5 protein-coding genes are annotated in these 15,067 nt (G+C 70.0%); 2 read left to right on the top strand and 3 right to left on the bottom strand.

Going from position 1 to position 15,067, the window contains the following annotated elements:
• Positions 1–63: 63 nt before the first annotated feature.
• From ABL840_RS18465 to ABL840_RS18455, 3 genes are all read right to left on the bottom strand, one after another.
• Positions 64–246: a hypothetical protein gene (locus tag ABL840_RS18465; protein WP_093195181.1), complete on the bottom strand. Its 183-nt coding sequence runs from the start codon at positions 244–246 to the stop codon at positions 64–66.
• Between the two features lie 135 nt (positions 247–381).
• Positions 382–1,131, bottom strand: coding sequence for a peptidoglycan DD-metalloendopeptidase family protein (locus ABL840_RS18460; RefSeq protein ID WP_418116325.1), 750 nt, complete (start codon positions 1,129–1,131; stop codon positions 382–384).
• 96 nt (positions 1,132–1,227) lie between these two features.
• Complete coding sequence (locus tag ABL840_RS18455; protein ID WP_093307131.1) at positions 1,228–2,112, bottom strand: class I SAM-dependent methyltransferase; 885 nt, start codon at positions 2,110–2,112, stop codon at positions 1,228–1,230.
• A 619-nt stretch (positions 2,113–2,731) separates the two neighbouring features.
• On the opposite strand from ABL840_RS18455, the gene ABL840_RS18450 reads away from it, so the two are divergent.
• Both ABL840_RS18450 and ABL840_RS18445 read left to right on the top strand, forming a co-directional pair.
• Entirely contained in the window at positions 2,732–10,072 is a 7,341-nt protein-coding gene (locus tag ABL840_RS18450; RefSeq protein WP_418116324.1) for an amino acid adenylation domain-containing protein, read from the top strand.
• Positions 10,069–15,066, top strand: a complete 4,998-nt coding sequence (locus tag ABL840_RS18445) for a non-ribosomal peptide synthetase (protein ID WP_093307129.1) — start codon at positions 10,069–10,071, stop codon at positions 15,064–15,066. Before ABL840_RS18450 ends, ABL840_RS18445 begins: the two co-directional genes overlap by 4 nt.
• Position 15,067 lies beyond the last annotated feature (1 nt).

Below are 15,067 nucleotides of genomic sequence, written 5' to 3'. Positions count from 1 at the left end.
GCATCTTAGATGGCGCGCGCTCCGGTCCGACGTCGACCGCCGCCCCGTGCGGGGTGCGGACGGCTAGGCGGTCGAGTCGGCCGTGGCGGCGCACTCTTCGAGCAGCGCGGCCGCCTGAGTGACCTGCACGACGATCTGCGCGCGCAGCGGTCGCCAGTCCAGGCTGAACGGGGCGATCAGGAACCACTGCGTGGTCAGAGCCAGCGCGCTGCCGAGAATGAGGAACACCCAATGCACGACTTCCATCTACGCCCCCTTGTACAGAATCAGGAGCGGAAGTCTGCGTACTTCGCAGGCGTTGCGGTATCGCCAATTCGGGGGATGTCGTTCGCCAGAGAGAAAGAACAGAACGCGCGGGAACGCGTCCTGCCCTGGCCTTGCCTACCGTGCCGGCAGGTACTGGCGCGGATCGACGGCATTGCCGCGGTAGCGGATCTCGAAGTGCAGCTTGGCGCGTCCGCCGTCGGGGCTGCCGATCTCGGCGAGCTTCTGCCCCTGCTTCACCTGCTGGCCCTGCTTGACCTGCACCGAGCGCAGGTTGGTGTAGACCGACATGTAGGAGCCGCCGTGGTCGACCATCACCACGCTGCCGTAGCCGCGCAGCGTTTCCGTCACCGCCACCTTGCCCGCGCCGATGGAGGCCACCGGGTCGCCGGTGTTGCCGCCGATGTCGACGCCCTTGCTGCTGGTGCCGTTGAAGCCCGCGATCACCTGGCCCGGCGCGGGCCAGGCCCAGTCGCTGCGCCTCGACGCGGGCGGCGCGGCCGGCTCCGGCGCCGCGGCCCTGGGCGGCCTCGCGCGCTCCGGGCGTTCGGGACGCTCCGCACCCGGGCTCCTTCCCGGGGACGGCTCGGGCGATGCGCCGGAAGAAGCGCCGCCGCCCGGCGGCACCACGCGCAGCACCTGCCCTGCTTCCAGCTTGTCCGGATCCTGCAGGTTGTTCCAGCGTGCGATGTCGCCCGGCGAACGGCCGGCCTTCGACGCGATGCGGTAGAGCGTGTCGCCCGGCTGGACGACGTATTCGCCCGGCCCCGCCACCGGTGCCTTGGGAGAGGTGGAGCACGCCGCCACCATCAATGCCGCGGCCAGCACCATGCCGGCACGCCAGTTCCTTCCTGTCACAACAACCACTACCGGATTCCTTCCTGGATGACCTGAATCTTGCGCGCCCCGGTGCCCGGGACCGCGCTCGAAGAATCCGGGAGGCTACCAGCAGTGGCCGGGCGTTCAGCCGACCGCGGGGTTTTTCGCGCCCGTGCGCCTCGCGATGCACATCAGAGAAAGCGCACTCGAGGGCGCGCCGGGGTCGCGGCCCGACAGCAGGCTGCCCATGCGGTACTTCCATTGCATGGGGCCGGCTTCCCCGCGAAGGACGCCGGCTCCTGCCTGATGGTTGTGCGGATGCACGCGGACCTCGAAGCCCAGCGGCATCAGCGTGGACTCGAAGAGCTCCCTCGTCACGCCGTCGCCGGGCCGGTGATGTATTTCGGTCCGCAGCCCCCGCGACTGCTGGCTGCCGGTCTTGTGGAAGCCGCGCCCCATCACGCGGTAGACCCACAGACGCGTGTTCCACAGCATGCGGGCCAGTCCCCGGTAGTCCCACGCCGTCAGCTGCGGATCGTGGTCGGTGATCAGCAGGCCGTCGGGCTTCACCAGGCGGGCGCCCTCCTCGAGCACCGCCTTCATGTCGTCGCAGTGGTGCAGCGTGGCATTGATGGCCACGATGTCCGCCACCTGCGAGCGGAACGGCGTGTGCGCGGCGTCCGCCAGCACCGCGATGTAGCCCTCGAACGCGGCCAGCTCCAGCGAACCCGCGGCCACGTCGACGCCGACGAGCAATTTCGGCCTGCCGCCCAGCGTTGCGAAGACATTGCCCGGGCCGCAACCAAGGTCGATGACGACCTTGTCCGTCCAGTCGCCGCCGGCGGCCAGCCAGCGGTTTCGGAAGTGCCCGTCGCGGTGGCAGGAAGCCAGATATTCCCTCGCCCAGGCCTCATTACCGAAGTAGATCGCGTTGGCGGTCAATGCATCTGAATTACCGGGAAGAATTGATTCCAGATAGTTGCCGCGGCGCTCCAGAACTACATCGGGTAATAGGATGTCGCTGAGCATTTACGGGTTCCGGTGAATTGGATTTTGCGCAATCGGAGCGCTCTCACCAGTTTTTTCGATTTCTTGATTTTGTACAGATATTTCTTATACGGTTACAGGCATCGGCAATTCATAACAGTCGGCTCCGGGAGGATGTTTCATTTTTCGACACACTTCCGCGTGCACTTTCCGCATGGCCCGCAGGCGAAGCGAGGCCCGCACCCGAAGCAGTGGTGCGGTGGCCGGTCGATGCGGTTTCCCCCTTGTTTCCCCTGAGTTCTCCCCAGGAGTACCCCTCCTCGAACGGGCCTTTCGGGCATCCGGAGCGGGCCGCCGGGCCGCTTTTTCTCCTCCGATCGCTCATCAGTTACCTCGTACTGGACGATTCGGGTAGTACGTTTCAGAAATAACCTTATCCAGTTGTAACCGGGGCCTAAAGTACACACATCGGCTGCGGGAAACACCCTAGGATGAAGACACGAAAAAACAGCTTTCTGCTTCTTCATTCTTAATTGAGCGAATGGATTTTCCATTCGCCCAATTGCTTTTGGCGTATTTCTTTTGGGATACTTACGTGGAAATTCAAACTGTTTCGCAGGCAGGCCAAGGCGATCCGGAGCTCTCTCTGGAAGACCTGTTCGTGTCGCGATCCAATTCGAAAGGATCGGCCAGCCGCCACGTCGCCTCCACCACGCTCTCGCCCCATTTCGCCCGCAAGCTGGCCGGCTCGCCGGCCGTCGGCGGCCAGTTGCCCGACACCCTCTTCGCCGGCGCATGGCTGCTCCTGCAGGCTCGCTGGCTCGGAAGCCTCTGGCCCGTGCTGGATGAAGCAGGCGCCGGGCAGGACGCACCCGCGTACTTCTCGACCACCGTCGCGTTCGACACCACCATGGCCGCGGGCCCCTGGCTGGCGGAGCTGGACCTCGGTCGCCGCGGCGCGCCGAAGACCGCGCATGCCGCCCCGTCGCCCGCCTCGCTCTGGCTGCGCGAGGACGCAGGCATCGAAAGCGCCGACGCCCCGCTGCGGCTGCGCTTCGACGCCGCCTCTGCATCGCTGCACGCCGACGCGGCGCCCGGCCTGATGGACCCCGCCGCGATCGCTGCGCTGCTCGCAACGCTCATCGACGCCGCCGAAGACCTGCTCGACCGCCCCGATGCAGCACTCGGCGACATCCACACGCTGCCTCGAGCCGACAGCGCCGACCAGCTCGCTGCCTGGAACATCGCCCTCTCCCCGATCGATTCCGCCCTCACGGTGCCCGCTGTGTTCGCCCTGCAGGCCGCTGCAACGCCCCAAGCCATCGCCCTCGCCCAAGGCGAGGCGCAGATGAGCTACAGCGAACTCGACCAGCGATCCGACGATCTCGCCCGGCGCCTCCAGACCCTGGGCGTCCACGCTGGCGACAGCGTCGGCATGCTGCTCGACCGCTCGATGGCAGCCATCGTCGCCCAGCTCGGCATCCTCAAGGCCGGCGCCGCCTATGTGCCCGTGCCCACGGACTACCCGCCCGAACGCATCGCCTACATGCTCGACGAGGCCGGCGCGCACCACGTGCTGGCCGTGCAGGAGCACCGCCACCTCATCCCCCCCAATCACGGCGTTTTTCTGGTCGACGAGTACCAAGACAACGAAAACCGTGGTTCATGGAATTTGCCGGCCATCGACGCGGAATCGGTGGCCTACGTCATGTACACCTCGGGCTCGACGGGCACGCCCAAGGGCATCGAGATCTGCCATCGCTCGATCCTGCGGCTCGTCGTGGGCGTGGACTACGTTTCGCTCGACCCCGGCCTGGCCATGCTGCACGCGGCCCCGCTGGGCTTCGACGCGGCCACGCTGGAAATCTGGGGCCCGCTGCTCAACGGCGGCCGCTGCGTGATCCATGACGAGCGCGTGCCCACCGGCGCCGGGCTCGCCCGCACCATCGCGCGCCACGGCGTGCACACGGCCTGGCTCACGGCCGCGCTCTTCAACGCCGTCGTCGACGACGACCCGGCCCATCTTTCGGGTTTGCTGCATCTCTTCACCGGCGGCGAGGCGCTCTCCGTGCCGCACGTGCGCCGCGCGCTGGCCGCACTGCCCGACCTCGCGCTGAGCAACGGCTACGGCCCGACCGAATGCACCACCTTCGCGGCCACGCACCGCATCGCGTCGCCGCTCCCGGAAGACCTGCGCTCGGTTCCGCTCGGCCGCCCGATCAAGGACACCGTGCTGCGCGTGCTCAGCCCCTCGATGGCGTTGCTGCCGACCGGCTTCGTCGGCGAGCTCTGCATCGGCGGCCACGGGCTGGCCCGCGGCTATCTGCGGCAGCCCGCGCTCAGCGCCGAGCGCTTCGTGGCCGACCCCTTCGGCGGCCCCGGCGACCGGCTCTACCGCACCGGCGACCTCGCGCGCTGGCTGCCGGACGGCACCATCGAATTCATCGGCCGTCGCGACGGCCAGGTGAAGATCCACGGCCACCGCATCGAGACCGGCGAGGTGGAGGCGGCGATCCTCGCGCATCCCGGCGTGCAGTCGTGCGCGGTGGTAGCCCGGCCCGACGGCAGCGGGCAGCTGCGCCTCGTGGCCTATCTGGTTTCGCACTCTGGAGAAGAGAAGCTCTCCTGGGAGGCCCTGCGCGCTCATCTCGGCGAGCGCCTGCCCGCGGCCATGGTGCCGGCCGCCCAGGTGTGGCTCGAACGGCTTCCCGTCACGCCCAACGGCAAGCTCGACCGCAAGGCTCTGCCCGAGCCGGCCGGCGAGCGCCCCGAGCTCGCGCAGCCTTTCGAGGAAGCGCGCGGCGCCATCGAGCAGCAGGTGTGCGACGCCTTCGCGCGCGCGCTGCGCATCTCGAAGGTCGGCCGCAACGACAACTTCTTCGATCTCGGCGGCGATTCGCTGCTGGTGCTGCAGGTGCTGGCCGATCTCCGGCGCGGCAGCGGCACGCCGCTGTCGACCAATCTTTTCTTCCGCAATCCCACGCCAAAAGCAATGGGTGCGCGGATGCAGCCGGCGGGTGATCGGCCCGCCACGGCCGCTGCGGCCGGTTTCAAGGATCGATCGACCGCAGCGGCCACCCTTCCCCACGACGCGCTTCATGATGCGGTCGCCCTGATCGGCACCGCCGGCCGCTTCCCCGGCGCGGCCGACGTCGAGCAGTTCTGGGACAACCTCGTCGCGGGCCGCGACACCATCAGCTTCTTCGACGACGCCACGCTGGACGCCGGAATCGGCGAAGCCCTGCGCAACGATCCGGCCTACGTGCGTGCGCGCGGCGTGATCGACGGCATCGAGAACTTCGACGCCGCCTTCTTCGGCATCGGCCCGAAGGAAGCGCAGCTCATGGACCCGCAGCAGCGCGTGTTCCTCGAGATCTGCTGGGAATGCCTGGAGCGCGCCGGCTACGTGCCGGACGCCGCGCCGGGCCCGGTGGGCGTGTACGCCGGCATGTACAACGCCACCTACCACCAGCGCCACGTGAGCACCCGGCCCGACCTGGTGGAGCCGGTGGGCGAGTTCCAGGTGATGCTGGCCAACGAGAAGGACTACATCACCACGCGGGTGGCCAACCGGCTCAACCTCACGGGCCCGGCGGTCAGCGTGCACACCGCCTGCTCGACCTCGCTGGTGGCCGTGGCCCATGCCTTCCATGCGCTGCGCACCGGCCAGTGCTACATGGCGCTGGCGGGCGGCGCTTCCGTCACCTGCCCGCCGCGCAGCGGCTATCTCTACAACGAGGGCTCGATGCTCTCGCCCGACGGCCACACGCGCAGCTTTGACGCGCAGGCCCGGGGCACCGTCTTCAGCGACGGCGCGGCCGTGGTGCTGCTCAAGCGACTGGCCGACGCGCAAGCCGACGGCGACACCATCTACGCCGTGCTGCGCAGCGCCTGCGTGAACAACGACGGCGGCGCCAAGGCCAGTTTCACCGCGCCCAGCGTCGACGGACAAGCCGCGGTGATCCGCGCCGCGCTGGCGGCGGCCGACGTGGACGCGCGCAGCATCTCCTACGTCGAGGCGCACGGCACCGCCACGCCGATGGGCGACCCGATCGAGGTCGAAGCGCTGGCCGTCGCCTATGCCGAGCACACCGATGCGCTCGGCTACTGCACGCTGGGCTCGGTCAAGAGCAACGTGGGCCACATGGTCACGGCGGCGGGCGCGGCCGGGCTCATCAAGACGGCGCTGGCGCTGCATCACGAGCAGATTCCGCCGACCGTGCATTTCAGCGCGCCGAACCCGTCGATCGACTTCGCGCGCACGCCTTTCCACGTGACCTCCAGCCTGCAGCAGTGGCCACGCGCCGCGCAGCCGCGCCGCGCGGGCGTCAGTTCCTTCGGCGTCGGCGGCACCAATGCGCACGTCATCGTCGAGGAGGCTCCGCCCCGGCCGGTCTCGCCGCCCGCCACGGGCGAGCAGGTGCTGCTGCTTTCGGCACGCTCCGAGACCGCGCTCGCCGCAGCCGCCGGGCAGCTCGCATCGCACCTCGAAGGCCATCCGGAGCTTCCGCTTGCCGACGTGGCCCACACCCTCGCGGTCGGCCGCAAGGCACACGCCTTCCGCCGCGCGGTTGTGGCCGGCAGCACGGCCGATGCCGTGGCCTCCCTGCGCGACACCGGTTCGACCGGCACCGTCAGCGGCCGCGCCGCCTCGAGCGAACCCCAGCTCGTGCTCATGTTCCCCGGACAGGGCGCGCAGTACGCCGGCATGGGTCGCAACCTGCATGCGAACGACCCGGTGTTCGCCGCCGCCTTCGACGACTGCATGGCCGCCCTCGAGGGCGTGACGGATTTCGACCTGCGCGAGCGCATGTTCTCGGACGACCCGCAAGCGCTGTCGCCCACCGCCGCCACGCAGCCCGCGATCTTCGCGCTCGAATACGCGCTCGCCCGGCGGCTGCTGGCGCTGGGCGCTCGGCCGCATGCGCTGATCGGCCACAGCGTCGGCGAATTCGTCGCGGCGGTGATCGCGGGCGTGATGCGCCTCGAAGACGCCGCCCGGCTCGTGGCTCGCCGCGGTGCCCTCATGCAGGCGCAGCCGACCGGCGCGATGCTGTCGGTGCGCCTTGGCGCGGCCCAGCTCATCGAGAGGCTGGGCCCGCAGCTTTCGCTGGCCTCCGAGAACGGCCCCACGGCCTGTGTCGCGGCCGGCCCCTTCGATGCCATCGCGGCGCTGCAGTCCGCGCTGGAAGCGGACGGCATTCCGAGCCGCCCGCTGCAGACCTCGCACGCCTTCCACTCGGCCATGATGGACGCGGCCGTCGCGCCCTTCGAAGGCCTGGTGGCCAATGTGGCGCTGAGCGCGCCGCAGACCCGGATCTATTCCACGCTCACCGGCAAGCCGCTCGGGGATGCCGAGGCCACGAGCCCGTCCTACTGGGCCAGGCACCTGCGCGGCACCGTGCGCTTCTCGCCGGCCGTGCGCTGCGCGATGGCGCAGACGGCGAACCCGCTGTTCGTCGAGGCCGGTCCGCGCAACACGCTTTCCACGCTGGTGCGCCAGCACGGCGCGAGCAACGCATTCGCACTGCTGCACGTGGAGCCCGGCGGCATGGCCGACGAGGCCCGCACCCTGCGCCTGGCCCTCGGCCGTCTCTGGACCTGCGGCGCGGAAATCGAACTCTCGCGCCTGACGGCCCGCGCCGGCGCCCAGCGCGTACGCCTGCCCACCACGCCCTTCGAACGCAAGCGCTGCTGGGTCGACATCGCTGCTGCCGTTACCTCTTCCCCCGACGTTTCCGTCGCCACCGCGCCCGCCGCCGCGGCGACGCCCTCGCCCTTCGTCCCACCCGTTTCCCTGGAGCCGATCGTGACCGCTGCAACGCCCTCGCCTCTTCCTCCTCCCTCCGCCGGTTCGTCCGTCGACACGCGCCTGCGTGCGCTGTTCGAGGACATCTCGGGCCTCGACATGGCGCAGGCCGAGGGCCAGGCGCCCTTCGGCGAACTCGGCCTTGACTCCCTCACGCTGACGCAGGCGGCCACGCAGATCAAGAAGCACTTCAAGGTGAACGTCAGCTTCCGCCAGCTGATGGAGAACTATCGCGGCTTCGACGCGCTCTCGGCCTTCCTGCGGGAAAGCCTGCCGCCTGAAGCCGCTCCGGCGCCGGTCGCCGCACCGACTACCTCGATGACTGCTGCGATGACCGCTGCAACGGCAGCTCCGGTGGAAAGCGCGGTCGCCATGCCGCTGCGCATGCCGCAGGCGCTGCCCGTGTACATGCCCGCACAAGGCGTCGTCGCGGGCGAAGGACAGCTGTCTCAGCTGATTTCGCAGCAGATGGAATTGATGCGCCAGCAGCTTGCATTGCTGTCCGGCGCGGTTCCCGCCGCGCCGCTCGCGACGCTGCAGGCCGTGCCGGTGCAGACGGTCCCGGCAGTGGCCGCGACCCCGGTTGCAGCCACCGCGCCCACGCCCACGTCCGCCGAAGAGCCCGCGCAGCCCGTGCGCTACGACGTGAGCAAGGCCTTCGGCGCCATCGCCCGCATCCACACGCAGCGCACCGCCGAGCCCAGCGGCCGGCAGAAGGCGCGGCTCGCGGCCTTCGTCCGCCGCTACGTGGAGCGCACGCGCAAGAGCAAGGAATTCACCGAGGCCAACCGTCCGCACATGGCCGACCCGCGCGTGGTCAACGGCTTCAGGCCGATCACGAAGGAAATCACCTACCAGATCGTCATCGAGCGCTCCAAGGGCTCGCGGATGTGGGATCTCGACGGCAACGAGTACGTCGACGCGCTCAACGGCTTCGGCATGAACATGTTCGGCTGGCAGCCCGACTTCGTGCTCGAAGCGGTGCGCCGCCAGCTCGACGCCGGCTACGAGATCGGCCCGCAGCACCCGCTGGCGGCCGAGGTCACGGCACTGGTCTGCGAGCTCACCGGCAACGACCGCGCGGGCCTTTGCAACACCGGCTCCGAGGCCGTGATGGCTGCGCTGCGCATCGCGCGCACCGTCACCGGCCGCAGCACGGTGGTGGTGTTCACCGGCTCGTATCACGGCACCTTCGACGAGGTGCTGGTGCGCGCCGGCAAGGGCGGCAAGGGTCTTTCGGCCGCGCCGGGCGTGATGAGCGGCATGTTCGGCGACATCCGCGTGCTCGACTACGGCACGCCCGAGGCGCTGGACTTCATCCGCGACAACGCGGGCGACCTCGCCGCCGTGCTGGCCGAGCCGGTGCAGAGCCGCCGCCCCGACTTCCAGCCGCGCGAGTTCCTGCACGAGCTGCGCGAAATCACCGGGAAGAACGGCTGCTGCCTGATCTTCGACGAGGTCATCACCGGCTTTCGCACCGCCCTGGGCGGCGCGCAGGAGCTTTTCGGCGTGCGCGCCGACCTCGCCACCTACGGCAAGGTGATCGGCGGTGGCTTCCCGGTGGGCGTGATCGCGGGCAAGCGCGAGTTCATGGATGCGCTCGACGGCGGCGCCTGGCAATACGGCGACGACTCGATCCCCGGCGTGGGCGTGACCTACTTCGCGGGCACCTTCGTGCGCCACCCGCTCGCGCTCGCGGCGGCGAAGGCCTCGCTCATGCACCTGAAGGAAGCCGGGCCGGCGCTGCAGGCCGGGCTCAACGCCAGCACCACGGCCATGGCCGCGGAACTCTCGGGCTGGTGCAGGGAAGTCGGCGCGCCCATCAAGGTCCGCCACTTCGCCTCGCTGTGGCGCGTGAGCTGGCTCGAAGACCACCCGCTGCAGGACCTGCTCTTCGCCATGATGCGCAGCCGCGGGGTCCACATCCTGGACAACTTCCCGTGCTTCCTCACCAGCGCGCACAGCGCCGAGGACATCGCCTTCATCCAGCGCGCGTTCAAGGAATCGGTCGCGGAGATGCAGGAGTCCGGCTTCCTGCCGCGCCGCGCGATTCCCGTCACCGGCTTCGACATCCACAAGCCAGCCGAGGAAGGCTCCGTGCTGGCCCGCGACATCGACGGCCAGCCCTTCTGGTACGTGCCCGACGCGGCACCCGCCAGTCACTCCCTCGTCAATGGAAAGGCCGCAGCATGAACGCCGTTCTCAAGCCCACCGCGAGCGGTGGGGTCGTCGAATCCATCATTGCGACCACGGAATCGCAACGCGAAGTCTGGCTCGGCGCCACGCTGGGCACCGAGGCCTCGATGGCCTACAACGAATCGGTGGTGCTGCGCCTGCGCGGGGAACTCGACCAGACGGCCCTCTCGCGCGCCATGGACCGGCTGCTCGCGCGCCACCAGGCACTGCGCTCCACCATCTCGCCCGACGGCACCTGCATGCTGGTGAGCCAGCCTCGCGCGAACGTCATGGTCGGGCACGACCTGGCCGCGCTGGAGCCCGAAGCCCGTGCGCAGGCGCTGCGCGACGCGCACGAGGACGCGGTCTGCACACCCTTCTCGCTGGAGCACGGCCCGCTGTTCAGGGCGGTGCTCTACCGGCTCGGCAGGGCCGAGCACGAACTGGTGATGTCCGCGCACCACGTGGTGTGCGACGGCTGGTCGTGGGCGGTCATCACCGAGCAGCTGGGCCACCTGTATGCCGAGGAAACCGGCACCGGGCTGAAGCTCAAGGCGGCGCCGCTCTTCGCCGACTTCGCCGCCGAGGAGGCCGCCGCCGCGACGCACCCCGACATGCAGGCGCACGTCGACTACTGGCTGGGCCGCTTCCCCGGCAGCACGCTGCCGGTGCTCGACCTCCCGCTGGACCGCCCGCGCCCGGCCGCGCGCACCTTCAATTCGCTTCGCGCCGAGCGCCTGCTCGACAAGCGCCTGGTCGGCGCGGTGCGCACGACGAGCACCAAGGCCGGCGTCAGCCTCTTCACCGGCCTGCTCAGCGGCTTCGTCGCCACGCTGCACCGCCTCACGGGGCAGGAAGACATCGTGGTCGGCATTCCCGCCTCGGGCCAGCTCTCGCACGACATGCCCGGCCTGGTCGGCCACTGCGTGAACCTGCTGCCGCTGCGCCTGGCCGCGCGCGCCGGCATGCGCTTCGATGCGCTGATGGACGAATGCAGCACCGCCGTGCTCGACGCCTTCGACCACCAGGCGCTCACCTACGGCGCGCTGCTGGGCCAGCTCTCCCTGGAGCGCGACCCGAGCCGTCTGCCGCTGGTGAGCGTGGCCTTCAATGTCGACCCCGACGTGGCCAGCAGCGCGCAGGCCTTCACCACGCTCGACGTGGTGCAGGACACCATCGCCCGCCGCTACGAGAACTTCGAGCTGTTCGTGAACCTGCGTCCGCTCGACGGCGGCCTGATGGTGGAGGCGCAGTACAACACCGACCTCTTCGACGAGGTCAGCGTGCAACGCTGGCTCGATATGTTCGCGTGCGTGCTGCAGTCGGCCTCGCACGAGCCCGACGAAACGGTCGGCAGGCTCGAAGTGCTGTCGGCCGACGCCGTGCATGCGCTGCTCGCATTGCAGCCCGCGCGGGTGCCACTGGTGGGCGCGCCGCTGGCGCATGCCGGCTTCGTCGCGCGCGCGCCGCTGCAGCCCGACCGCCCCGCGGTGCGCGACGGCGCCCGCAGCTGCAGCTACGGCGAGCTCGAGTCGCTCTCCAACCGCCTCGCTCGTGCGCTGCGTGCGCGCGGCGTGGGCCGCGGCCAGCGCGTGGGCCTGTGCCTGGAGCGCAGCCTCGAGATGGTCGTCGCCATGCTCGGCGTGCTGAAGGCCGGCGCGTCCTACGTGCCGCTCGACACCGCCTTCCCGCAGGCGCGGCTGGACCACTACGCCAGCGACGCGAAGCTCGCGCTGATGCTGACCTCGTCGGACATCGCGGTCGCGCCCCGCGACTGGCGCGGCGACGCGAGCCAGCGCATCTTCGAGATCGACCGCGACACCGAATGGCGGCAGCTCTCCGGCGAGGCCCTGCCTCCCGGCGCCGACGACCCGCAGTCGGAAGACGCCGCCTACGTGATCTACACCTCCGGCTCGACCGGCCTGCCCAAAGGCGTGATCGCGCATCACCGCGGCGTGGCGCACCTGCTGCAGTGGATGCAGCGCGAGTCGGGCATCGGCCCGGCCGACCGTATCGCCGCCGTGACGACGCTGTCCTTCGACATGGCCGTGCCCGACCTGCTGCTGCCGCTGGCCGCCGGCGCCGAGCTGGTGATGGTGAAACGCGAGGTCGCGATGGACGGCAACCGCCTGTCGCGCGCGCTCGACGAGGAACAGATCACCCTTCTGCAGGCCACCCCCGGCATGTGGCAGCTGCTGCTCGACGCCCAGTGGGCCGGCGGCGCTCCGGGCTTCCGCGGCTGGACCGGCGGCGAAGCGCTGCGCCCGAGCATGGCGCTGGCGCTGTGCGAGCGCATGGAAGGCCTGTGGAACGGTTATGGACCGACCGAGACCACCGTGTACTCCACGGCCTGGCACGTGCGCCCGAACGAGATCGCCTCGCGAGGCGTGTCCATCGGCAGGCCCGTGGACAACACCGAGATCTGGATCCTCGATGCCGACCTGCAGCCCTGCCCCATCGGCGTGCCCGGCGAGATCTGCATCGCGGGCGAAGGCGTCTCGCTGGGCTACCTCGACCGGCCCGAGCTGACCGCCGAGCGCTTCGTCACGGTGCGCATCTTCGGCACGCCGAAGAAGATGTACCGCTCCGGCGACCGCGGCCGCTGGCGCAACGACGGGCTGCTCGACCACCTCGGGCGGCTCGACTTCCAGGTGAAGGTGCGCGGCTACCGCATCGAGCCCGGCGAGATCGAGGTGCGCTGCTGCGAGGTGGAGGGCGTCTCGCGTGCGGTGGTGATCGCCCGGGAGGACAACCCCGGCGACGTGCGCCTAGTCGCGTACCTCGCGCTCAAGCACGACACCGGCTTCGACCTCGAGACCCTGATGGTGCACCTGCGCAAGCACCTGCCCGCCTTCATGCTGCCGCAGCACGTGGTGACGCTCGACATGCTGCCCAAGCTGGCCAACGGCAAGATCGACCGCGTCGCGCTCCCGCCCCCGCAGGCGGTGGCACGCGACGAGATGCGCCGCGGCGCGGGCCCGCGCAACGAGCACGAGCGCAAGGTGCTCGCGCTCATGGAGAAGGTGCTGAGCCTGCCCGGCCTCGACATGCACGACGACTTCTTCACCATGGGAGGCCATTCGCTGCTGGCGGCGCGCCTCACCACGCTGCTGAGCCGGGAGTTCCAGGTCACGCTGCCGCTGCGCTCGCTGTTCGAGTCGCCCACCGCCGAAAAGCTGGCCGCGGCCATCCAGGCCCTGCAGGGCGCGGGCGTCGGGCTGCAGGCGCCGATCGGACGCAGCGCCGGACGCACCACCGCGCCGCTGACGATGGCGCAGGAGCGCATCCGCTTCATGGAGCAGCTGCATCCGGGCCGCTCGGTCTACAACGCGCCCTCGGCGCAGCGGCTCACGGGGCAGCTCGACGCCGCGCGCTTCGAGGAAGCGCTGCGCCAGATCATCCGCCGCCAGCCCTCGCTGCGCACCCGCATCGACATCGACGCCGACAGCGGAAAGCCGGTGCAGGCGATAGCGGAGTCTGCGGAATTCACGCTGCCGCTGGTCGACCTGCGCGACCTGCCCGCCGACCAGCGCGAGGCCGAGCTGGCCGAGCGCATGCAGGAGCTGGCCGACCGGCCCATCGACATCCACGCCGCGCCGATGATGCACGCGACGCTGTTCCGGCTGGACGACAACGAGCACGTGTTCCAGTTCGTGCCGCACCACCTGATCTGGGACGGCTGGTCCTTCGACCTGATGCAGCGCGAGCTGGCCGCGTTCTACGACGCAGCCGAACGCGGCCGCCCGCACAACCTGCCCGCGCTCATGACCACCCAGGGCGACTACGCCCAGTGGCTGGAGAAGTGGCTGACCGAGCCCGCCTGCGAGGAGCAGCTCGCCTTCTGGCGCGGCCGCCTCGAAGGCGCCAGGGCCGTGCGGCCGCCGGTGACCGACATGCCCCGGCGCGCCGGCAAGAGCGGCCAGGGCGGCGCGCACTGGATCCACATCGACCTGCAGAGCACGCAGCGGCTGCGCGAGATCGCCCGCGACATGGACGTGACGCTGAGCATGCTCACCTTCGGCGTCTACGCGCTGACCATGGCCCAGGTGACCGGCAACGAGGCGATCGTCATCGCCAACCCGGTGCGCGGACGCCAGCAGGCCGAGACCGAGGACGTGATGGGCTTCTTCAACAACGTGCTGCCGGTCTCGCTCACGGTCGACCGCTCGCTGGCGCTGCCCGCCTTCATGCGCTACGTGAAGCAGGAACTGCTGTCGATGATGAACAACCAGCAGGTGCCGTTCGAGCGCCTGATGGCCGAGCCGGGCTACGCGGGGCAGATCAAGACCTCGGGCCCCTACCAGTCGATGTTCTCGTTCCAGGACGCGCGCGAACGCACGCGCTCCATCGGCAGCCTGCAGACCCGGCAGATGCACGTGATGCAGCACGGCGCCACCGACGACATCGGCGTGTGGCTGATGGACAAGCCGCACGGCCTGGAAGGCGCGCTCATCTACAACGCCGACGTGTACCTGCGCGAGACCGGTGCCCAGCTGCGCGAGCGGTACCTGGAGGTGCTGCGCCGCGTGGCCGAGGAACCCGGCGCCACGCTCGAGCGGATCGCCGACGCCGAGGGCTCGACCAGCGCGGCCTACCTGCGCAAGCTGGCCGCGAGCGACACGGGCAGGAGCGCCGCAACAGGAGCCGCCAACGGCGAAGCGCCCAAGGCGAAGCAGAGCCAGCTCGAGCCCGAGCAGGCGCAGCTCGCCCTCATCTGGGCCGGCGTGATCGGCATCGACGTCAACGAGATCCGCGCCAGCGACAACTTCTTCGACCTCGGCGGCGATTCGCTGCTGGTGCTGCGCGCGGTGCAGCAGGCCGCCCAGACGCTGGGGCACCGCGTGGAGCCGCGCCGCTACCTGTTCGAGAACCTCGGGCAGATCGCCTCGTCGCCGCGCGACGCCGGCGAAGGCGTGCCTTCGGATCTCGCGGAGCTGGCCGCCGGCTCCGCTGCGCATGCGCCGCGCGGCGGACTGCTCGGCGCCCTCGGCGGCTGGCTGCGCAAGGGGTGAC

Origin of the sequence: Variovorax sp. NFACC27, from assembly GCF_048301545.1 — a bacterium.
Classification (GTDB): domain Bacteria; phylum Pseudomonadota; class Gammaproteobacteria; order Burkholderiales; family Burkholderiaceae_C; genus Variovorax; species Variovorax gossypii.
Note: the sequence above shows the minus strand (reverse complement) of the source record. Positions and strands in the feature narration are given on the sequence as shown.

Excerpts from the sequence above, each read along its gene's own strand:
- ABL840_RS18465 (WP_093195181.1), bottom strand. The coding sequence starts at position 246 with ATGGAAGTCGTGCATTGGGTGTTCCTCATTCTCGGCAGCGCGCTGGCT.
- ABL840_RS18445 (WP_093307129.1), top strand. The coding sequence starts at position 10,069 with ATGAACGCCGTTCTCAAGCCCACCGCGAGCGGTGGGGTCGTCGAATCC.
- ABL840_RS18455 (WP_093307131.1), bottom strand. The coding sequence starts at position 2,112 with ATGCTCAGCGACATCCTATTACCCGATGTAGTTCTGGAGCGCCGCGGC.